The organism is Streptomyces sp. NPDC002088, from assembly GCF_040296605.1.
Lineage (GTDB): Bacteria > Actinomycetota > Actinomycetes > Streptomycetales > Streptomycetaceae > Streptomyces.
Genome location: NZ_JBEOXO010000022.1, coordinates 1 through 20,422, shown reverse-complemented (window position 1 = coordinate 20,422; position 20,422 = coordinate 1). Strand labels below are relative to the sequence as shown.

The following is a 20,422-nucleotide window of genomic DNA, read 5'->3' as shown; positions in this document are numbered from 1 at the left end:
GCTGCTCGGATCGCGAAGGTGGATCACGAACTGTGGTCGGCGTCCCGGCCGAACGTGATGCAGTCCGGATTCGGGATGGGCATGGACTGCCCGGTGTCCGTCAGTTTCCCGGAGCGTGGATCGATGCTGAACAGGTGGACGGAGCTGCCCACTTGGTTCGCTACGAGCATCCACCGGTTGCTGGGGTGGATGGAGAAGCTCCAGGGGCCGTTGCAGGGGATGCGCTGGACGAGTGTGAGCCGGCCGTTTCCCGGGTTGGCGGCGTAGACGACGAGGGTGTTCTCACCTCGGCTTGATGCGTAGACGAAGCGGCCGTCGCCGCTCAGTCTCAGCTCGGCTCCGCTCTTGGTGCCCGTGTATTCGGGTGAGTCGATCGACAGGCTCTGGTTGAGGGTGATTCGCCCGTGTCGGGGAGACCAGTCGAGGAGCTGAAGGTCCGCTGTCAGCTCGTTCAGCAGGTAGAGGTTGCGGCCGTTGGGGTGGAAGAGCAGGCGTCGAGGACCAGACCCTGGGTTCGTTGCGTAGAAGGGTGCTCCGGTCGTGTCGTCGGTGGACAGGGCGCGCGTCTCGCGGTTGAACCCGTAGATGAAGACGCGGTCCGCGCCGAAGTCCGCGACCAGTGCGAATCTGCCGCTCGGATCCACCACCACGTGGTGTGGATGCGGGCTTGTTTGACGGGGGTTGGGGCCGGAACCGGTGTCCACCACGATGGATGCCGGGGCGTCGAGTCCGCCGTCCCTTCTGATCGGTACGGCCGCGGTCAGGCCCGCCGCGAAGTTCGTTGCCAGAACGGTGTCCGAGGGTTTGTCGATGCCGATGTACGACAAGCCACCGGGCGTGCCCGCGCTGTCCGTCGTCACCTGGCCGATCAGGTCGAGGCCGCCGGTCTTCCGGTCGATCCGGAGCGCGGAGACGGTGCCGCCGGCGTCCCCGCTGGCGACGTAGAGAACCGGCTTCGACGGGTGCTTCGTGTGCCAGCCGGCGTTCACCTGCGCCGCGATTCCGAAGGGAGTCATGCTCCCGCTGTCGGGATCGAACCAGGCGCCGTTCACCTGGGTACCCCGCCACGTGCCGATGTAGAGGGGCTCCGGCGTCGCACCAGTCGATGCGTTCGCACCAGTTGACGCGTTCGCGCTCTGCGTGCCGAGGAGTGTCGGTACGGCCGCGGCGGCTGTGGACGCCCCCAAGGCGCCCAGCACTCTTCTACGGGACGGGTGTTGGGCGGTTCCTGCCGGCGAAGTCTCGGTTTTGGCGTGCTCGTTTTCCCACACTGCGCGATGACCTCTCTGTAGACGAAGAACGCCAGTCGGGGACGAGCCGTGCCCTGCATGCGAACGCCAAATGCCAAACGCCAAATGCCAAACGTCAACCACGTAGCCGCCGCACAGTCTGGGCTTCGCCCGTGAGGCCGTCTACGGCTGTGCCGAGCTTGAGGCTGCATCCGGCGCAACGTAAGGCTGCGCGACCCGACGGCTCACTCGGGACCGGCCCGTGCCCAGAATTCCCTCCACCAGCTGGGAGTTGGTGACGTCGCAGGTCAGCCGGGCACGGCCGGGCGGACCAGGCGGTCCTGAGCTACGTCGATGTGCGTGGCGCCCTCAATCCCTTGCGCTCGCCAGGCCGGCCCCGTGGGCATCGCCCGCCGACTGCGCCAGTGATCCACAGCGCAGGTCAGGTCCCTGATTGTTGGACAATTAGTGGGCGATGATCACGTGATTCGCCGCGGACTCTTGCAGGCATGGGTCGGCACTGTTACGTTCACCGCACAAGTTGTCGGACAAAAGCCTGACCGAGCCATCGGGCCAGCCGACCCTCGTGCGAACGCCAAACGCACCACTTCACCCACTTCACCCAATTCATTCGCTTCGCCCCCTCACCCGCTCCTGCGTCAGCGCGGGTGACACGGGCGGCACGGGTGACAGGGGTGACACCCCACGGATCCGCGCACAGCAATGTCCTACCCGCCTTCTTGGCGGTCGAGGAGGCACGCGTTGTCGAACGATCATTCCGCCCCCCATCCGGAGGCACTCCGCTTCGAGCACGTCACCCTAGAGTTCCCCGGGGCCGTCCGGCCGGCCATCGAGGACGTGTCGTTCCAGGTCGGGCGCGGCAAGTTCGTCGCCGTGATCGGGCCCAGTGGATGCGGCAAGAGCACCCTGCTCAATCTGGCCGCCGGACTGCTCTCCCCCACGAGAGGGGAGGTGCACTTCGACGGCGGGCCGGTCGCGGGGGTCAACTCCGCTGCGGCTTATGTGACTCAGAAGTCCAACCTGCTGCCCTGGCTGACCGTCAGGGGCAACATCGGCCTGGCGCTGAAGTTCCGCAAGGTTCCGAAGGAGGAGCGGGACGCGAGGGTCGAGCACTGGATCAAGGTGGTCGGGCTCACCGGGTTCGAGGACCACTTCCCCCGGGAGCTGTCCGGTGGCATGCAGAAGCGCTGCGCGATCGCGCGAGCGCTGATCTACAACCCCTCCATCGTGCTCATGGACGAGCCTTTCGGTCCGCTGGACGCCATCACCCGGCTCAAGCTCCAGCAGGAACTGCTCAACCTCTGGGAGGAGCAGCACGGCACGCTCGTCTTCGTCACGCACGACCTCAACGAGGCCATCTACCTCGCCGACGAGGTCGTCGTGATGTCCGAGGGGCCGGGCACGATCCGCCGTGTGCTGCCCGTCCCGTTCGAACGCCCGCGGCAGATCGGCTCCCTCATCGAGTCGCCGGAGTTCTCCGAGCTCTACAACGACCTCTGGAGTCTGTTCAGGTCCGAGACCTCGGACGCCACCGCGTGAAGACCCGCCGATCAGCCGAGCGAGGGCAACAGCGTTGATATCGATCGCAGAAGAGATCACTGTTCCAAGCCCCCGGGCCCGTGTCTGGGAGGTCATCTCGAGCCCCGAGGACGTCGTGTCCTGCATCGGCGGTGCCGAACTCGGGGAGTCCCACGACGACGGCTCGTTCGACGGGACGCTGGTCGTCAAGTTCGGTGCCGTACGCGTCAGGTTCGCTGCCCGGGTCACGCTCGAACTGGACGCGGAGGCCTGGGAGGGCCGCCTCTCCGCACGCGGCAGGGACAGCCAGAAGGCCACCCGCTTCACCGCACACGCCACGTTCCGGGTGGTCGAGGGCGACGGGCCCGGCGATACGCGGGTAGCCGTCGACGGCGAGATCACGCTCAACGGCAAGCTCGCCTCGCTGGTCGAATCGGGCGCCAAAGCCGTGGTCGCACGGATGACGGGGGAGTTCACGGACCAGTTGGTCCTCTACTGCGCCGGCCCGGAGGCCGTTGCCGAGGCCGTCGCTGAGGCCGAGGCCGCCGGTGTCACCCATGCCACCCACGCCACCCAAGCCGCAGGGACACCTCGGACCGCCGGCCTGATCGGCCGGTTGCGTGCCTGGTGGGCGCGGCTTGTGAAAGGGCGCCGTACGGGCGCACGGGAGCCGGCCGTACGACAGTCGGTGTTGATCCAGCAGCCACAGAGTCAGTCGCCGAGTCAGTCGCAGAAGCAGTCGCAGAAGCAGTCGCAGGAGCAGTCGAAGGAGGCGGGCCGTGGCAGTGCCCAGGCTCAATAGGGTGATCAGCGGCCTGGCCGCGGGGCAGCACGTCTTCGCGTCCTTCGCCCCGGCCGACCCGGCGGTCGCCGTCGAGTTCAGCACCACCGACTACGACGCGCTGGTCTTCGAGACCGAGCACAAACCATGGGACGTCCCCGCACTCCGGGACAGCTTGCAGTACCTGCTGAATCGGCGTCAGATCTTCGCCGCCGACAGCCTCTCCGCCTCGGTCACCCCTCTTGTCCGGGTCCCCACCAACGGCGCCGAGAAGGCGCAGTGGCACGCCAAGCAGGCCTTGGACCTGGGCGCGTACGGAATCGTGTGGCCGCACATCACGTCGGTGGAGGAGGCGTACAACGCGGTCGCGGCCTGCCGCTACCCCACGCTGCCCGACGCCGCCCGCCACCAGCCCGCCGGCCTGCGCGGCGACAGCCCGGCCGCGGCGGCGCGCTACTGGGGTCTTTCGACCACCGAGTACTACGCGAGGAGCGGCGTCTGGCCGCTCGATCCGGACGGCGAGATCCTCGTGGTCCTCATGATCGAGAGCCAGCGGGGCGTGGAGAACCTGCCGGACATCCTCGACCAGGTCCCGGGCATCGGCCTGGTTCTGCCCGGCGAGGGCGACCTGAGCCAGGAACTCGGGGTGCCCCGCCAGTACGACCACCCGCGGGTCATGGAGTCCAAGCGCCGGATTCTCGACGCGTGCGCCGAGCGGGGCGTCGCCGTCGGCCACCCCCATGTCACGGCCGACAACGTCAAGCAGGTGCTCGACGACGGCTACCGGTTCCTGATGACGGCCCCGGTGCGCTCGCACCCGGGCCTCGACCTGGGCCGGACGCTGACCGGCCGTGCCTGAGAAGGAGGCTCCCATGATCATTGACTGTCACGGTCACTTCACCACCGCGCCGCCCGCGCTCGGGCAGTGGCGGGAACGGCAGATCCGGGCGTTCGAGGAGTCCGGGGCCCGTGTCTCGCCCGACGAACTGGTCATCACCGACGACGAGATCAAGGCCGCCATCGAAAACGGCCAGCTCAAGCTGCAGTTGGAGCGCGGCACCGATGTGACGCTCTTCTCCCCGGGGGCGGGGAAGATGGCCCACCACTACGGCGACGAGCGCACCAGCCTCGACTGGTCGCGGGTCAGCAACGACCTGATCTCCCGTGTGTGTGCGCTGTTCCCCGGCCGGTTCGTCGGGGTGTGCCAGCTCCCGCAGTCGCCCGGCGACGCCCTCGCCGTCTCCGTACGCAACAGCGTCACCGAACTGGAGCGCTGCGTCGAGGAGCTGGGATTCGTCGGCTGCCTGCTCAACCCCGACCCCTCCGACGGCTACTGGCAGGCGCCCCCGATCACCGACCGGGTGTACTACCCGCTCTACGAGAAGATGGTCGAGCTCGACGTACCGGCGATGATCCACGTCGCGATGTCGAGGAACCCGGCGCTGCAGGGCACATGCGCGCACTACCTCAACGGCGACACCGCGGCGTTCATGCAGCTGTGCACGTCGGACCTGTTCACCGACTTCCCGACCCTGAAGTTCATCCTGCCGCACGGCGGCGGCGCCGTCCCCTACCACTGGGATCGCTACCGGGGCTTCCTGCTGGACCAGGGCCGGCCGCCGCTGGCCGAGGCGGTGCTGCGCAACGTCTACTTCGACACCTGCGTGTATCACCGGCGCGGCCTGGAACTCCTCGTGGACGTCGTTCCGACGGCGAACGTCCTGTTCGCCTCGGAGATGATCGGCGCCGTCCGCGCCGTGGACCCCGAGACCGGACGGCGGTTCGACGACACCAAGTACCTCCTGGACTCCATCCCGACGCTGGACGGCCCCGACCGTCAGGCGCTGTACGGGGACAACGCGCTGCGCGTGTTCGGACGCCTCGAGGACGTGCTGAAAGACGCATCGAAGGACGCTCCGAGGGACGCCCCGAACGACGCCCCGAAGAACGCACCGAAGAACGTATTGAAAGGGGCCCTGAAGTAATGAAGGTCTACGAGGCACTCGCCGAGGCGTTCGTGGCGGAGGGGACCCGCGACGTCTTCGGCATGATGGGCGACGCCAACATGCACTGGATGAACGCGCTCGCCGACCGTGGCGTGCGGCTGTTCGAGGTGCGGCACGAGGGCTCCGGCCTCGGCATGGCCGACGGATGGGCGCGGGCTGCCGGGCAGCCGGGGGTCGTGACGACGACCAGTGGGCCGGGTGTCGCACAGCTGGCCACCTCGATGATCGTGGCGAGCCGGGCGCGTACCCCGCTGGTCGCGTTCTGCGGCGAGACGGCGTGGGGCGACCGGGGCGCCGTGCAGTACCTGGACCAGCAGCGGTTCGCCGCCGCGATCGAGTGCGGATTCGTCCACGTGTCGCGGGCCGACCAGGCGCAGGAGGCCGTACAGCGGGCCTTCTACCTGGCCAGGACCGAGTCACGCCCGATCATGCTCAGCGCCCCGATCGACGTCCAGAAGCAGGACTGCGAGGACGGCGACGAGTACGTCCCGTCCACCGCCCTCATCCGGCGGGTGCGCTCGCTGCCCGACCCGGCCGGTATCGCCGCGGCCCGCGACATCATCCGGGCCGCCAAGCGGGTGGTGATCGTCGCGGGCCGCGGGGCGCGCCGCGCGGACGCGGGTGAGCAGATCCTGCGCCTGCAGGAGCAGACCGGCGCCCTGCTGGCCACCACCCTCCAGGCGAAGAACTGGCTCTGCGACAGGACGAGTTATCACGTGGGCATCGCCGGCCTGTACGGCAACAAGACGGCGATGGAGCTGCTGCAGGAGGCCGACTGTGTGATCGCGGTGGGCGCCAGCCTGAACCACTACACGATCGAGCACGGTTACCTGTTCCCGGACGCCCGCTACATCCAGATCGACACGGCCCCGCACGTCGTCATGGGCAACGGCGCGGTGGCCGACTGCTACCTCCAGGCGGACGCGGTCACCGCCGTCACCGAGCTCAGCCGCGCGCTGGACAGCAGCTCGGTCACGCTGGAGGGCTTCCACACCGCCGACGTGCACAAGCGGCTGACCGCCCCGCTGGTGGCCCCCGCCGAGTTCCACGGGGAGCCGGACCGCCTCGACCCGCGCGAGGTCATCCACGTACTGGACGAGGAACTTCCCGGCGAGATCGGTCTGGTCCTGGGCAGCGGCCATCAGACCGACTTCGGCACCATGCTCTTCCAGCGCTCCCGCGAGATCCTGTCGAACTACGGCATGTTCGGCGCCATCGGCCAGGCCCCGCTGCTGACCATCGGAACGATCGTGGCGAACGGCAACAGGCCCGCCTTCGTGGTCGAGGGCGACGCCAGCTTCCTGATGCACCTCTCGGAGTTCGAGACCGCCTGCCGATACGACATTCCCGTCCTGGTCGTGGTCATGAACGACGAGGGTCTCGGCGCCGAGTACCACAAGGCACGGGCCGACGGCCTGGACCCCGACCTCGCGGTGATCCCGACGCCCGAGCTCGGCCCGGTTGCGCAGGCTCTCGGCGGCGGCGGAGCCACCGTCAGGACCGCGGACCAACTGCGTGCCGCCCTCGCCGAGTTCGTACGAGCGCCCCGCCCCACCGTGGTCGACGTCCGGATCACCCGGGACGTGGTCAGCGTCCCCTACCGCCGGCTCCTCTTCGGCGAGGACGTGTGACATGAGCCAGACGAAACCGCTCACAGTGCTCCTCGGTGACTACCCGCACACGCGCCTGCTGAAGGACGGGACGCTGTCCGTGGAGGGCGTGGACTGCCGCTTCGTGGACTCCTCGCCGCTGTATCCCGCCTTCGCCCGCATGGTGCGGGACCTGGAGTTCGACGTCTGCGAGCTGGCCCTTGCGACATATCTGCAGGCCCGCGAGGCGGGCGTCCCGATCACCCTGCTGCCCGTGGTGCTGATCGGCGGCACCCACCACCGGTCGCTCACCCGCCTGCCCGACGGCCCCGCACTCGCCCCGGGCGAGCTCGCGGGGCGGCGGATCGGGGTGCGCTCGTACAGCCAGACCACCGGTCTGTGGGTGCGCGGCATCCTGCGCGAGGAGTACGGCATCGAAGCCCGCGACGTCACCTGGGTCACCACCGAGGAGCCCCACGTCCGGCAGTACCGGGAACCGTCGTACGTGACACGGTCACCGGCCGGACGCGTCGCGGACCTGCTGCGCGACGGCGACGTCGAGGCCGCCGTGCTCGGCCCGCGCGCGGTCGCGGGTCAGGGCGAGGGCCTGGTCCCGATCGTCCCGGACGCCGAGGCCGCCGGGCGCGCCTGGACGGAGCGGCACGGTTTCGTCCCGGCCAACCATGTCGTCGTGGTCCGCGACGACGTGCTGCGCGCCGCCCCCGACGCGGTGCGCGCGCTGTACCACGCCCTGGCCGAAGCGATCGGCGCCACCGCCGAGGACCGCGACGGCTCACCGGCCTCACGCGCCGTCGCGGCCGGCTGGAGCGAGGAGTTCGGCGCCTGCCTGGACCTCGCCTCCCGCTATGCCCTCGAACAGGAACTCGTGCGCTCGCCCCTCGACATCGACGCGATCGAGAAGGAAGCGGCCTTCGTCCGGTGAGGGCCGAGGCGGTCCCCCCGACAGCAGAGAAGAACGAAGAACACGGAGGGAGGCGGCGATGACAGGAATGCGGAAGCGGGGCTACGCCCCCACACGACGACCGGCCGAACTCACGCCGGAACTGCTGGAGAAGATCGACTGGAGGCGGCGCGCGGCAGCGGAGCCCTTCCGCGGAGTGGCCACGTCGGACGGCGTACGCCCCGACCTGTTCCCCTTGCGTGACACCGGCCTCGACGTCAGCGGTGTCCGGCGGGCGGGCGAGGAATACCTGGCCGCGCTGACGCCCCGGGAACTGGCGCAGGGGCAGTTCGCCATGGACGACGTGACCTGGCGGCACTGGGCGAACGGCGCACGGTACTTCCTGCGACACGGACTGTGCCTGGAGGACCTCGACGACAAGCAGCGCGACAAGGCGCTCGCCGTGGTCCGCGCCGGCCTCAGCGCGTACGGATACGAGCAGGTCGTCGACATGATGCACCTGAACCTGACCATCGGCGAGCTGCGTGGCGAGGAGCATCTGCTCAACGAGTGGCTGTACTGGTTCAGCGTCTACGGATCACCCGAGAGCGGCGGCCCGTGGGGCTGGCAGCTCGACGGCCACCACGTCTGCGTCAACTGTGTCTTCGTCGGCGACCAGATGACGCTGACCCCGACCTTCCTCGGCGCCGAGCCGGTGGTCGCCGAGGCCGGAAAGTACGCCGGGACCGCCGCCTTCCGCCGCGAGGAGGCCGTCGCCCAGCGGCTGTTGACCAGCCTGACCAGCGAGCAGCGCGGCCGCGCGGTGCTCGCGGACGAAGTGCCGGGCGGCCTGTTCGTCGGCGCCTTCCGTGACAACTTCGAGCTGAACTACGCGGGCCTGCCGCTGGGCGAACTCACCGAGCCGCAGCGCGCGATCGCCCACGACCTGCTCGGCCTGTACGTGAACCGGGCCCGCGAGGACCACGCCCGGGTCCGGATGGAGGAGGTCCGCGCCCACGAGGCGGAGACGCACTTCGCCTGGATGGGCGACCCCAGTGCCGAGGGGGTCTTCTACTACCGCATCCACAGCCCGGTGATCCTCATCGAGTTCGAGCACCAGGCCGGCGTGATGTTCGACAACGACACCCCCTCGCGCCGCCACATCCACACCGTCGTGCGCACGCCCAACGGCAACGACTACGGCATCGACCTGCTGCGGCAGCACCACGAGCGGTTCCACCGGTGAGTGACCGGCCACGGTCGCGGTACGGCGTGTCGCGGCGCGGCGCAGCAATCCACCCCCCTCAAGGAGGACGCAAGTGAAGTTTGTTCTGGGGCGAGACGATCTCGCGGCCGCCACGGAGTCGGCCATCCGCGGGATCGGCACCGAGTCCGAGCGGATCGACGTGCGCCCGGTGAACAAGGCCTCGCGCGGCATGGTCGGCGAAGGGGCACTCGACATCTGTGAGCTGCCGGTCGTGACACTTCTGCAGGCCGTCGCGCACGAGCGGCCGGTGCTCCTGCTGCCCGTCACCACGCTCGGCCGGTTCCAGCACCAGACCCTGGTGACCTTGGGCGAGCGGACCGTCGCGGACGTCGCGGGCGCCACCGTGGGCATCCGCTCCTGGAGCCAGACCACGGGCGTGTGGGTACGCGGCTTCCTCACCGAGCAGTACGGGGTCGACCTGCGCGCGGTGGACTGGGTGGTGTACGAGGACGGCCATGTGGACGGGCACTCCGACCCGTCCTGGGTACGCCGCGCACCGGCGGGGGCCCGCGTGCCGGCGGACTTCCTCGACGGTCGCCTCGACTTCGCCGTCCTGGGCAACGAACTGCCGGCGGACGACCGCATCCGCACCGCCATCCCCGACGCCGCGCAGGTCGCCGCCGCGTGGTCCAAGGACAAGGGATTCGCCCCGGTCAACCATGTCGTGGGCGTCACCGAGAAGGCCGCGCGCACCCACTCGGCCGCCGTCTGCGCCGCGTACGACGCGATGCGGGAGGTCCTGGCCGCCGAGCCGCAGGACGGCCCGGTGGACCTGCACCCGGTGGGCTTCGAGGCGCTGCGCGGCCCGGTGTCGCAGGCGGCGGCGTACGCGCTGGAGCAGGACGTGCTGCCGAGGCCGGTCGACTTCGACGAGCTGGTCGCGCGCTCCTGCGAGGCCCTCGGGGTCCCGGCGTCACGCCTGGGCGGCTGACGGCCTACGTACGGCTGACGGCCCACGTACGGCTGACGCCCCACATACAGCTCACGGACACATACGGCTCACATCGGAAGGCAGGCAATGCAGAAGCTCTCGGTGGCCCTCGGGGAGTACCCGCACGGGCAGGCTCTACTCGACGGCGACGTGGAGGTGGACGGGTACCGGGTCGAGCCGGTGCAGGTGCGGCCGATCATCGCCGCTTACCGGCGGATGATCCGGGACCTCGAGTTCGACGTGTGCGAGCTGGCACCGGTGTCGTACCTGATGGCACGCCAGGAGGGGGTGCCGATCACCGCGATCCCGGTGTTCCTCAACCGGCGCTTCCACCACGGGGACGTCCAGTGCGCCGAGGGCTCGGGCATCCGGGTACCCCGGGATCTGGAGGGACGGCGGGTCGGGGTCCGCGCGTACTCGGTGAGCACCGGCGTGTGGGTGCGGGGCGTCCTGTCCGAGGAGTACGGCGTTGCGCACGAGAAGATCACGTGGGTGGTGGACGACGACGACCACATCGAGGGCCGCGCGCCCGCGAACGTCGAGCGGGTCACCGACGGGCGGTCCCTGGGTGAACTGCTGCGCGCCGACGAACTGGACGCCGCGCTCTCCGGCAATGCCGGGACCGGCAGGGCGGGACCGCCCCGGCCGAACTGGACGGCGACAGGCGTCGCCGCCCCCGACGACGAGAGCGACGCCGAGGGCCCCTATCCGCTCTTCGCCGACTCCGCAACGCTCGCCGCCGACTGGTATCTGCGGACCGGGATCTATCCCCTGCACTCGGTGATCGCGATCCGCTCCGAACTGGTCGAACGCGAACCCGGCCTGCCGACGGCGCTGTACGCGGCGTTCGTCGAGAGCAAACGACGGCACCTCGCCTCCGACCCGGACTGGTCCGCGCTCCCGAGGTTCGCCCGGCAGGCACGGGAAATCGGCGGCGACCCCGTCCCGTACGGCATCGGCGCCAACGAGCCGAGCCTGCACGCGATCCTGCGCTACTCCCGCGACCAGGGGCTGCTCGACGCGGACTTCCCCTCGGACCTGCGCGAACTCTTCGCGGAGGGCGACTACCAGGACGCGTGAGCGTCCCTTCACCGGCACAAGACGAATCTCCGGAACCGGAGAACCAGAACACCAGAACACGGGAACACCGGAACATCCCCGGCACAACACAAGGAGCTGGAACGTGTACGTGGTCGATGCGCACTGCCATGTCATATCGGACGACGTGACCCGGTACCCGCGAGCACCGATCGGCGGGAAACAGTCGGAGTGGGCCGTCTCCCGGCCGGTCACCGCCGACGCGATGGCGGCCCGGATGGACGAGGCGGGCATCGGACAGGGCGTGCTGGTGCAGGCCACCACGGCGTACGGATACGACAACTCCTACGTGCTGGACAGCACCCGCAAGCGGCCCGATCGCTTCGTGGCGGTGGGCACCTTCGACCCGCTGCGGCCTGACGCGGCCTCGGCCCTGGAGGCCGCCACCGGCGACGGGGGCCTCGCCGGAGTGCGGCTGTTCACCAGCGGAAGCACCGTGCCCGTCCAGGGCGAATGGTTCGCCGCGCCCGAGGCGTTCGCGTTCTGGGAGAAGGCGGGGGAAGTGGACGTTCCGGTCTGCCTCCAGATGCGCCTCGGGCCGGCCACCCGGCAGTTGCACGAAGTGCTGGAGAGGTTCCCCGGTGTGCGGGTGCTCCTCGACCACATCGGTTACCCGGACATCGCCGCCTCGCCCGCGGACGCCGGATGCACGGTGGCCGAACTCGCCCGGCACCCGGGCCTGTACCTCAAGCTCACCCACCGCAACCTGGAGCGGCTGCGGGACGCCGGCAAGGAGGCCGCCGCCTTCCTGGAACCGGTGGTCGAGGCGTTCGGCGCCGGGCGGATCGCCTGGGGGTCGAACCTCCCGGCAGCCGAGCAGTCGCTGCCCGAGCTGCTGCGGCTCGCCGAGGAAGTTCTCGCCGACCTGCCGGAGCAGAGCCGCGAGGAGATCTTCGCGGGCACGGCGCAGCGGCTCTACCCGGACTTGGCCCAGCCGACGGGCCCGGCCGCATCCGGTGCGGCCAGGTCTCGCACATAGCACCAGGCGGCGCTCTGACCTCGGACATAATCCCTGATCAGTCGTCGTCTCCCAGCCGAAACACAGGTGTCCACGGTGAATCTCAGCGCTCACGACCAGCCCGGGGATCAGGGCAAGACGTCGGGGAACCGGCACAACCAGGCGTACGAGGGACTGCGCTCGCTCCTGCTGTCGGGAAACGTCAAGCCGGGCACACGGCTCACCGAGGCGGAGCTGACCCGCATGTTCGACGTCTCGCGCAGCACCATGCGCTCGGTGCTGGTCAGGCTGGCCCAGGAGGGTTACGTCACCAGCGAGGTCAACCGCGGCGTGCGGACGCGGAGCTTCTCCGTCGAGGAGGCCGCCGACATCTTGGAGGCCCGCGAGACGCTGGAGTCCGCGCTGGCAGGCAAGGCCGCGGAACGGGCCACCGACGAGGAGATCCGTGAACTGCGCGCCACGCTCGAGGAAATGGAGGACTGCAAGAAGCGCGGCGACCAGGCCGCGTACTCGCGGGGCAACCGCCGGTTCCACCAGCAGGTGAAGGAGGCCGCCCACCAGCAGACGCTGGCCCGGGCGTTCGACACCCTGTTGTACCCGCTGGTCATGCGCCAGTACCGCAATCTGACCGCGCCGCACCCCAGGTCCGGGTCGCTGGAGGAGCACCAGGCGATCCTGCTGGCCATCGTCACCCGCAACCCGGACGCGGCCGTGGCAGCGATGCGCCACCACGTCGCCTCCGCCCGGCGGGCGCTGCTGCTGCGATCGGCCGACGTCGACAGCGGCGAGCCGTCCGCGCAGCCTGCCCAGGACGCGGAGCCTGCCCAGGACGCGGAGCGCGACGAGGACGCGGGTGCTGACCCCGGTGAGCAGCCCGTGACTCCCGCCGCTCCCGCCGCTCCCGCCGCTCCCGCCGCTCCCGCACCTTCCGCGAACTCCAGTGATCGGGCCCGGCCCGAGCCCCCGCCCGATCAGAAAGGGCCCCTATGCGCCATGTAGTGACCACCGAATCGGGGCAGGTGGCGGGCGTGCCGGGACGGGACCGCTCGGTCACCGTCTTCCGGGGCATCCCCTACGCTGCTGCCCCCGTCGGGGACGGGCGGTTCAGGCCGCCGCGGCCCGCGCCGTCCTGGACCGGGACACGCGAGGCTGCCGCCTTCGGCCCGATATGCCCGCAGGCTCCGAACAGCGAGGCGGCCGACACCGGCCTGCCGATGAGCGAGGACTGCCTGTCCCTCAACGTCTGGACGGGCGCGGCCGATGCCGGGCAGCGGCGTCCGGTGCTGGTCTGGATCCACGGCGGCGGTTTCCGTACGGGCACCGGCGCGAGCGCCCGCTACGACGGTGAGCCCCTCGCCCGCAAGGGCTTGGTCGTCGTCACCTTCAACTACCGTCTCGGCGCCCTCGGTTTCCTGGCCACGCCCGAACTGAGCGAGGAGTCCGAGCATCACGCCTCGGGCAACTACGGGCTGCTGGACTGCGTCGCGGTCCTGCGCTGGGTACGCCGCAACATCTCCGGCTTCGGCGGCGATCCGGGCCGGGTCACCATCGCCGGACAGTCCGCGGGCGCCGGGGCCGTGAACTTCCTGGCCATGTCGCCACTGGCCGCAGGACTGTTCCAGCGGGCCATCGCGCAGAGCCACGCCCGCTACTGCCGTGACCCCGAACTGCGGTACCTGGCCACGTCGTACCGGCTCCTGGCCGACGCCGAACGCGCGGGCGCCCGGTACGCCGCAGAGCGCGGCGCGCCGACGCCGGCCCGGCTGCGGTCGCTGCCCTGGCAACGGCTGGTGGCAGGGGACGACGCCGTGGACGACGCGGTCGAGACCGGCGGTCCGGCGAAGCCGCCACTGTTCCGCCCGGTGGTGGACGGCTGGGTGATCCCGGCGGGCTACGAGGAGACGTACGCCAAAGGGCTGCAGAACGACGTCAGTTACCTCGCGGGCAACAACCTCGACGAGAGCGGCGCGGTTCCCGAGAGCACCTTCGCCGCCCACCGCGCGGCCGGGCCGGGGACCTCGCGGCCCGGCATGCCCCCGGTCCATGTGACGCTGGACGACTACGTCACCGCGGCGCGCCGCAGGTTCGGCGCCCTGGCCGGGGAGTTCCTGCGGCTGTACCCGGCGGGCACGGACGACGAGGCGGCCCGGGCACACTGCGCCGCGGTGCGCGACAACGCCCGCACCTCCACCTTCCTGTGGGCGGCGGACTGGACCCGGCACGTACGCCGCCCCGTTCACACCTACTTCTGGACCCACGCCTCGCCGGCGCGGGGCCAGATTCCCCGGCGCGCCTCCCACGGCTCGGAGATCGAGTTCGTGCTCGGCACCCTGGACGGCGCCCCGGACCACGACGGCCCGGACCACGACGGCCCGGACCACGACGGCCCGGACCACGACGGCCCGGACCACGGCGCCCCGGATCACGGCGCCCCGGGTAACGAAGGCCCGGACCACGACGGCACCGGGTGGACCGGCGACGACCGCCGGATCGCGGAGGCCATGTCCTCCTACTGGGCCAACTTCGCCGCCACGGGGGACCCCAACGGCCCGGGGCTCCCGCACTGGCCGGCATACGCACGGGACTCGGCCGCGGTGATGGAACTCGGGGACGGCTTCGGGCCGATCCCGGTGGCCGATCCGGACCGGTTCGCGTTTTGGAAGCGTTTCTTCAGGACGGAAGAAGCATGGTGACAGGAGACGATATGCGACACCACGACACGGACGGCTTCGTCGTCCGCGGGCGCGCACCACTGACCCGCCGGGGCCCTCGAGCCATGGCAGCCGCGACCGCCATCGCCCTCGGTGCCACGCTGCTGACCGCGTGCGCCGACTCCGATGGCGGCTCCACGGCCGGCAAGGACGGCCTGGTCTCCGTCACTGTCGGCAGCGGTGACAACATCTTCGACCTGCCGATGAAGGTGGCGGACGCCCAGGGTTACTTCCGCAAGCACGGGCTCAAGGTCAAGTTCGTGTCGGTGACCGCCGCGACCGGCCCCGCGGCCCTGCAGTCGGGCTCGGTACAGTTCCTCAACTCCAGCCCGACCGGCTTCCTCTCCGCCCTGGCCAAGGGCGTCCCCGAGGTCGCCATCGGGGCGGACGGCCTCGGCAACCCGCTCGGCATCGTCGTCAGCAAGAAGTTCGCCGACGCCCACAAGCTGACCGACAGCACCCCCGGGGAGCAGGTGGCCAAGGCGCTGGCCGGCTCCACCGGCGGCGCCAGCTCGGCCAACACCAAGGCCGAGGCGAGCACGTTCCTCAAGAGCCACGACGTCGACCCCGGCAAGGTGAAGTGGGTGTCGCTGCCGAGCCCGGCGGCGAACAAGGCCGCCCTCACCAGCGGCCAGATCGACTGGTTCATCACCTCCGAGCCGACACCGCTGTCCATCCAGCAGTCCGGGGACGGCGTGGTGGTGGTGGACCCGGAGCGGTTCCCCGACTGGACTGCCGAGCAGTCCGGATACGGAGAGCTGGTCGTCGCACGCAAGGACTACGTCGGCAAGAACGCCGCCACCGCCAAGAAGTTCGTCGCCGCGATCCAGGACGCCACGGCGTACATGAACGCCCACGTGGACGACACCGAACTGCTGGACATCGCGAAGAAGGCGATGCCGGGCACCGCGGACGAGGTGCTGCGGGACAGCCTGAAGCAGCCGGGCTGGCCGACGAGCGCCGCGATGAAGGACGAGGAGTGGCAGAAGACGCTCGACTTCGTCAACGGGCTCGGCGTGCTCACCAAGAAGATGACCGTCACCGCGGACGACTGGACCAACGAGTACGCGCCAGCGGGCGGCGGGTCGTGATCCGGCCGCCGCGAACGGAAAGGAACGGGACATGGTGACTGCCACAGGCCAACCGGTGAAGAAGCAGAGCCAGGTCGCCCCGGCGACGAAGCGCAGGAGCAGCGGCAGCCGGTGGCAGGGCCCGCTCACTCTGGTGGCACTGCGCCTCGCGGTGATCGCGCTCGCGCTGGTCCTCTGGCAGGTGCTCAGCGGGCCGGTCCTGCCCGAGTACGCGGTCAGCAAGCCCACCGACGTGGCGGACGCCCTCGGCAAGCTGCTCACCTCGTCGTCCGGATGGACCGACATCAAGACGACGGCGATCGAGGTGGCCGCGGGCTTCGGTATCGGTGTCGCCGTCGGCGCCCTGATGGGTCTGCTCCTTGGCTCCTTCCCGCTGGCGGGCCGGGTCCTCGAACCCCTCGTCGCGGCCTTCAACGGCATACCCAAGATCGCGCTGGCGCCGCTGTTCCTGCTGTTCTTCGGCATCGGCGTCTGGTCGAAGATCACGATCGCGCTGATCGGGCCTGCGTTCGTGATGTTCTACAACATCTATCTGGGCCTGCGCCTGAGGGAGCGGGAACTCGTCGAGGTCGTCCAGGTGATGGGCGGACGCCGGCACCACCTGCTCACCTACGTGACGATCCCCACGCTGGCGGCGCCGTTCTTCGCCGCGCTCAAGACCGGCGGCCCGCTGGCCATCCTGGGCGTCATCGGGGCCGAGTTCATCGCCTCCACCGAGGGCATCGGCCATGGCCTCTTCACCTCCGCGATGAACCTGGACGCGGCCACCGAATTTGCCGGCCTGATCGTCCTGGTCGTGATGACGCTCCTGTTGAACGGTCTGCTGACCTGGCTCGACAAGCTCGCCCTGAGGCGCCTCGGGCTCAGCGCGCGTCGCCGCCCCACGGACGACCGCACCTGACACTCGCCTGACACCAACCCCCCATCCAAGGCCGGGCCCTGGGTCACCCATGCCCGGAGCCCGGCCTGCGCACCGGCCATGGCACGAGTCCCCGCGGCCCCAGTCGTCCGCGGGTTCGTCAAGAAGGTCCCGGGAGAACCGGGATTCCACATGAAGGGAATCGGTACGGCAATGAGCAACCGAAGAACCGGCACCGGCAGATCCACCGGACACACGGCATCAACCGCGATGGGGCGAAGAGCGTTTCTGGCGGTCGGCGCGGCCTCCGTCGGCGCCGCGCTGTTGCCCGGGTCCTTCTCCGTGGCGGCCGCCGCCGACGGCAAGAAGGGGGTGATGCTCCTCAACCGCATCGGCCCGTCCGCGTCGGATCTGTACATCTCCGACATCGACGGTTCGAACGAGCGCAAGCTGCTGGCGAACCCTGGCTTCGACTACCACGCCGCCTTCGCCGCCGACGGCACGTCGGTGGTCTTCACATCGGAACGGACGGGCGACGGCAACTCCGGCCTCTACCGGGCCTCCGTCGACGGTACAGGCATCCAGCCCCTGGTGACCGGCACGGCGATGAACAACAGCGCCGCCCTGTCACCGGACGGAACCAAACTGGCCTTCGTCTCCACCCGCGGTGACCACAAGGCACACATCTGGGTGCTCGACCTCACCACCAACAAGCTGACGAACCTGACCAACAGCTCGGCGGTCGCCGGCGATCCCGCCAGCCCCGACGGCCACTTCCGCCCCTCCTGGTCGCCCGACGGCGCGTGGATCGCCTTCTCCAGCGACCGCAACACGCAATGGCAGGGGCACAACGACGGCCGCGGCTGGGAGCACACGCAGGAACTCAGCATCTACATCATCCGGCCGGACGGCACCGGCTTCCGCCAGGTCGCGACCAGGGAGGGGTACTGCCTCGGCTCGCCGAACTGGTCACCGGACGGCAGCAGGATCGTCTTCTACGAGATCACCGTCGAAGGCACCTGGGGCGCCCATCGCCCGGAGGCCATCGGGACGGTCGAGTCCCAGATCGTCTCGGTCGACGTCGCGACCGGTGAGCGCGTCGAGCACACCTCGGGTTCCCATCTGAAGGTCGCGCCTCAGTACGTGAACGACACCGACATCGGCTATCTCATCAAGGGCGGAGCCGACCAGGGCCTGGCCTACACGTCGGACGCGCTGCCGTCCGTCCAGCGGGCGCTGCGCTCACCGGTCTGGTCGCCGGACGGAACATCGGTGATCTACGAGAAGGTCAGCTTCACGCCGCGTCCGATGGACACCCCGCTGTACAGCTGGGACGAGGACTGGGAGTACCGCTTCTGCGACGTGTTCCCCGTCCTGTCCAAGCAGTGCCGCCTCGCGATCACGGAGAAGCAGCTCGGCAACTCCTCGATCGTCACCATGCGCCCGGACGGTTCGGACCGGCTCCTCGTCTTCGACACCACCGACAAGGGCCTCGACCCGACCCTGGTCGCGAAGGGACTGGCCGGCGCGTTCCGCCCCACGTGGTCACCGGACGGCGCATGGATCGCCTTCGGCCTGGGCGGCTGGTTCCAGGAACGCGCGACCCAGACGGCCGTGGTGGCGCGGGTCCGCAGCGACGGCTCCACCTGGGAGACGCTCACGGACGGGACGACCAACGCCGGTTTCCCGAGTTACTCCGCCGACGGCAACCAGCTCGTCTACCGGGTGTGGGGCGCGGAGGACAAGGGGCTGCGCGTCCTCGATCTCACCACCGGACAGACGCGCGTACTGACCACCGAGTACGACAACCTTCCGGACTGGTCGCCGGACGGCAAGCTCATCCTCTTCACCCGCAAGACGAGCGCGACCAATTTCGACGTGTGCACCATCTGCCCCGACGGAACCGGCCTGAAGGTCCTCACCAGCAGCGGCGCGAACGAAGGCCACGCTGTCTGGGACGCCGACGGGAACATCCTGTACAGCAGCGGCGAGTACGGCTTCCGGGACGAGGCGGCGTTGTACGACAACACCTTCCAGCCGTACGGCCAGATCTTCCGCATGAACGCGGACGGCTCCGGCAAGAAGATGCTCACCGACAGCCAGTGGGAGGACTCGATGCCGCTCTACCTCCCGCAGGACGTCCTCTCCCAGTGACGTCCTAGCCCCACGGCGTCGCCCTCGCCCGCACTACGTAACCACCTGCCCGCCGACCGGGATGCGGACAGGTGGTTACGTGCTGGACCGGGTCAGGTCCGGCTGCTCGTCAGTCGCTCCGTGAGCGTGCTCACGACCGCCGTCGGTGCGGCCCCGGGTGTGAAGACCTCCATGACACCGAGCTCCTTGAGACGGACGATGTCCGCCGCCGGGATGATGCCCCCCACGAAGACCGGGATGTCCTGCGCTTGACGTTGTTCCAGAGCTTCCAGCAGTCGGGCGCACAGCGGCATGTGGGCGCCCGACAGGATGGAGAGGCCGATCGCGTGCGCATCCTCCTGCACGGCGATGTCGACCACCTGTTCCGGGGTGTGGTGCAGCCCGGTGTAGATGACCTCCATCCCCGCGTCACGGAGAGCGCGGGCGATGACCTTGGCACCGCGGTCGTGCCCGTCCAACCCCAGCTTGGCGACCACGAAACGGAGGGGGTGATCCATGATGCGGGGTTTCCCTTCGATCCTCTGCAATTCCGGCTATGAATCTGGCCCTTGGTGATCAGAAGGCGTCCGAGGGCACGTAGGTCCCCCACACCTCGCGCAACGCGTTGCACACCTCGCCGACGGTCGCCCGGGCCCGCAGCGCGTCCTTCATCGGGTACAGGACGTTGTCCTCGCCTTCCGCGGCCTTCTTCAGGGCTGCCAGGGCCGAGTCCACCGCTGTCTGGTCGCGTTCGGCGCGCAGCTTCGCGAGGCGTTCGGCCTGCTGGGCCTCGATGGCCGGGTCGACACGGAGGGGCTCGTAGGGCTCCTCCTCGTCGAGCTGGAAGCGGTTGACGCCGACGACCACACGGTCGCCCGCGTCCGTCTCCTGCGCGATGCGGTACGCGCTGCGCTCGATCTCGTTCTTCTGGAAGCCGTGCTCGATGGCCGACACGGCGCCCCCGAGGTCCTCGACTTTGCGCATGAGCTCGACCGCCGCCGCCTCCACGTCGTCGGTCATCTTCTCGATGACGTACGAGCCCGCGAACGGGTCGACGGTCGCGGTCACATCCGTCTCGTACGCGAGGACCTGCTGCGTCCGCAGCGCCAGCCGCGCGCTCTTGTCCGTGGGCAGCGCGATCGCCTCGTCGAAGGAGTTCGTGTGCAGGGACTGCGTGCCGCCGAGGACCGCCGCGAGGCCCTGGACGGCGACGCGGACCAGGTTCACCTCCGGCTGCTGCGCGGTCAGCTGCACCCCGGCCGTCTGCGTGTGGAAGCGCAGCATCAGCGACTTCGGGTTCTTCGCGCCGAACTCCTCCCGCATCACCCT

General features: G+C 69.7%; 18 protein-coding genes. 15 read left to right on the top strand and 3 right to left on the bottom strand.

Annotated elements, in window-relative coordinates:
- Positions 1-23: 23 nt before the first annotated feature.
- A complete protein-coding gene (locus ABT114_RS35755) occupies positions 24-1,199 on the bottom strand; it encodes a lactonase family protein (protein WP_351147213.1) in 1,176 nt (391 codons plus the stop codon).
- Positions 1,200-1,991: 792 nt separating this feature from the next.
- Between ABT114_RS35755 and ABT114_RS35750 the strand changes: the two genes are divergently transcribed.
- The 15 genes from ABT114_RS35750 (at position 1,992) to ABT114_RS35680 (ending at position 19,114) form a co-directional block, all read left to right on the top strand.
- Entirely contained in the window at positions 1,992-2,789 is a 798-nt protein-coding gene (locus ABT114_RS35750) for an ABC transporter ATP-binding protein (RefSeq protein WP_351147211.1), read from the top strand.
- Between the two features lie 34 nt (positions 2,790-2,823).
- A complete protein-coding gene (locus tag ABT114_RS35745) occupies positions 2,824-3,570 on the top strand; it encodes an SRPBCC family protein (RefSeq protein ID WP_351147209.1) in 747 nt (248 codons plus the stop codon).
- Positions 3,548-4,408 (top strand): HpcH/HpaI aldolase family protein, encoded by an 861-nt coding sequence (locus ABT114_RS35740; RefSeq protein WP_351147207.1) that lies wholly within the window; start codon positions 3,548-3,550, stop codon positions 4,406-4,408. The genes ABT114_RS35745 and ABT114_RS35740 overlap by 23 nt, the downstream gene beginning before the upstream one ends.
- Positions 4,409-4,421: 13 nt before the next feature.
- A complete protein-coding gene (locus ABT114_RS35735; protein WP_351147206.1) occupies positions 4,422-5,534 on the top strand; it encodes an amidohydrolase family protein in 1,113 nt (370 codons plus the stop codon).
- Entirely contained in the window at positions 5,534-7,186 is a 1,653-nt protein-coding gene (locus tag ABT114_RS35730) for a thiamine pyrophosphate-binding protein (protein ID WP_351147205.1), read from the top strand. The genes ABT114_RS35735 and ABT114_RS35730 overlap by 1 nt, the downstream gene beginning before the upstream one ends.
- Position 7,187: 1 nt before the next feature.
- Positions 7,188-8,087 carry a substrate-binding domain-containing protein gene (locus tag ABT114_RS35725; RefSeq protein WP_351147203.1) on the top strand — a complete coding sequence of 300 codons (900 nt, stop codon included), beginning with the start codon at positions 7,188-7,190 and terminating at the stop codon, positions 8,085-8,087.
- Positions 8,088-8,145: 58 nt separating this feature from the next.
- Positions 8,146-9,291: a DUF3500 domain-containing protein gene (locus ABT114_RS35720; RefSeq protein WP_351147201.1), complete on the top strand. Its 1,146-nt coding sequence runs from the start codon at positions 8,146-8,148 to the stop codon at positions 9,289-9,291.
- 73 nt (positions 9,292-9,364) lie between these two features.
- Positions 9,365-10,243: a hypothetical protein gene (locus tag ABT114_RS35715; RefSeq protein ID WP_351147199.1), complete on the top strand. Its 879-nt coding sequence runs from the start codon at positions 9,365-9,367 to the stop codon at positions 10,241-10,243.
- Between the two features lie 87 nt (positions 10,244-10,330).
- On the top strand, positions 10,331-11,323 hold the full coding sequence (locus ABT114_RS35710; protein WP_351147197.1) for an ABC transporter substrate-binding protein: 993 nt from the start codon (positions 10,331-10,333) through the stop codon (positions 11,321-11,323).
- A gap of 103 nt (positions 11,324-11,426) precedes the next feature.
- Positions 11,427-12,320, top strand: a complete 894-nt coding sequence (locus ABT114_RS35705) for an amidohydrolase family protein (RefSeq protein ID WP_351147195.1) — start codon at positions 11,427-11,429, stop codon at positions 12,318-12,320.
- A gap of 75 nt (positions 12,321-12,395) precedes the next feature.
- On the top strand, positions 12,396-13,298 hold the full coding sequence (locus tag ABT114_RS35700) for a GntR family transcriptional regulator (protein ID WP_351147193.1): 903 nt from the start codon (positions 12,396-12,398) through the stop codon (positions 13,296-13,298).
- Positions 13,298-14,992 (top strand): carboxylesterase/lipase family protein, encoded by a 1,695-nt coding sequence (locus ABT114_RS35695; RefSeq protein ID WP_351147191.1) that lies wholly within the window; start codon positions 13,298-13,300, stop codon positions 14,990-14,992. The genes ABT114_RS35700 and ABT114_RS35695 overlap by 1 nt, the downstream gene beginning before the upstream one ends.
- Before the next feature lie 11 nt (positions 14,993-15,003).
- Positions 15,004-16,101: an ABC transporter substrate-binding protein gene (locus ABT114_RS35690; RefSeq protein WP_351147189.1), complete on the top strand. Its 1,098-nt coding sequence runs from the start codon at positions 15,004-15,006 to the stop codon at positions 16,099-16,101.
- Positions 16,102-16,132: 31 nt separating this feature from the next.
- Positions 16,133-17,002 (top strand): ABC transporter permease, encoded by an 870-nt coding sequence (locus ABT114_RS35685; RefSeq protein WP_351147187.1) that lies wholly within the window; start codon positions 16,133-16,135, stop codon positions 17,000-17,002.
- Positions 17,003-17,173: 171 nt separating this feature from the next.
- Positions 17,174-19,114, top strand: a complete 1,941-nt coding sequence (locus ABT114_RS35680) for a hypothetical protein (protein WP_351147186.1) — start codon at positions 17,174-17,176, stop codon at positions 19,112-19,114.
- A gap of 92 nt (positions 19,115-19,206) precedes the next feature.
- Here ABT114_RS35680 and ABT114_RS35675 read toward each other — a convergent pair whose 3' ends face one another.
- Positions 19,207-19,611: a cobalamin B12-binding domain-containing protein gene (locus tag ABT114_RS35675; RefSeq protein WP_351147185.1), complete on the bottom strand. Its 405-nt coding sequence runs from the start codon at positions 19,609-19,611 to the stop codon at positions 19,207-19,209.
- Between the two features lie 58 nt (positions 19,612-19,669).
- Positions 19,670-20,422 (bottom strand): methylmalonyl-CoA mutase family protein (locus ABT114_RS35670; RefSeq protein WP_351147184.1); only part of this gene is annotated, 753 nt, incomplete at its 5' end.

What these genes read in the sequence shown, in the direction of transcription:
- ABT114_RS35735 (WP_351147206.1), top strand. Translation starts at nt 4,422, where the DNA reads ATGATCATTGACTGTCACGGTCACTTCACCACCGCGCCGCCCGCGCTC.
- ABT114_RS35730 (WP_351147205.1), top strand. Translation starts at nt 5,534, where the DNA reads ATGAAGGTCTACGAGGCACTCGCCGAGGCGTTCGTGGCGGAGGGGACC.
- ABT114_RS35725 (WP_351147203.1), top strand. Translation starts at nt 7,188, where the DNA reads ATGAGCCAGACGAAACCGCTCACAGTGCTCCTCGGTGACTACCCGCAC.
- ABT114_RS35720 (WP_351147201.1), top strand. Translation starts at nt 8,146, where the DNA reads ATGACAGGAATGCGGAAGCGGGGCTACGCCCCCACACGACGACCGGCC.
- ABT114_RS35710 (WP_351147197.1), top strand. Translation starts at nt 10,331, where the DNA reads ATGCAGAAGCTCTCGGTGGCCCTCGGGGAGTACCCGCACGGGCAGGCT.
- ABT114_RS35690 (WP_351147189.1), top strand. Translation starts at nt 15,004, where the DNA reads ATGCGACACCACGACACGGACGGCTTCGTCGTCCGCGGGCGCGCACCA.
- ABT114_RS35685 (WP_351147187.1), top strand. Translation starts at nt 16,133, where the DNA reads ATGGTGACTGCCACAGGCCAACCGGTGAAGAAGCAGAGCCAGGTCGCC.
- ABT114_RS35680 (WP_351147186.1), top strand. Translation starts at nt 17,174, where the DNA reads ATGAGCAACCGAAGAACCGGCACCGGCAGATCCACCGGACACACGGCA.
- ABT114_RS35675 (WP_351147185.1), bottom strand. Translation starts at nt 19,611, where the DNA reads ATGGATCACCCCCTCCGTTTCGTGGTCGCCAAGCTGGGGTTGGACGGG.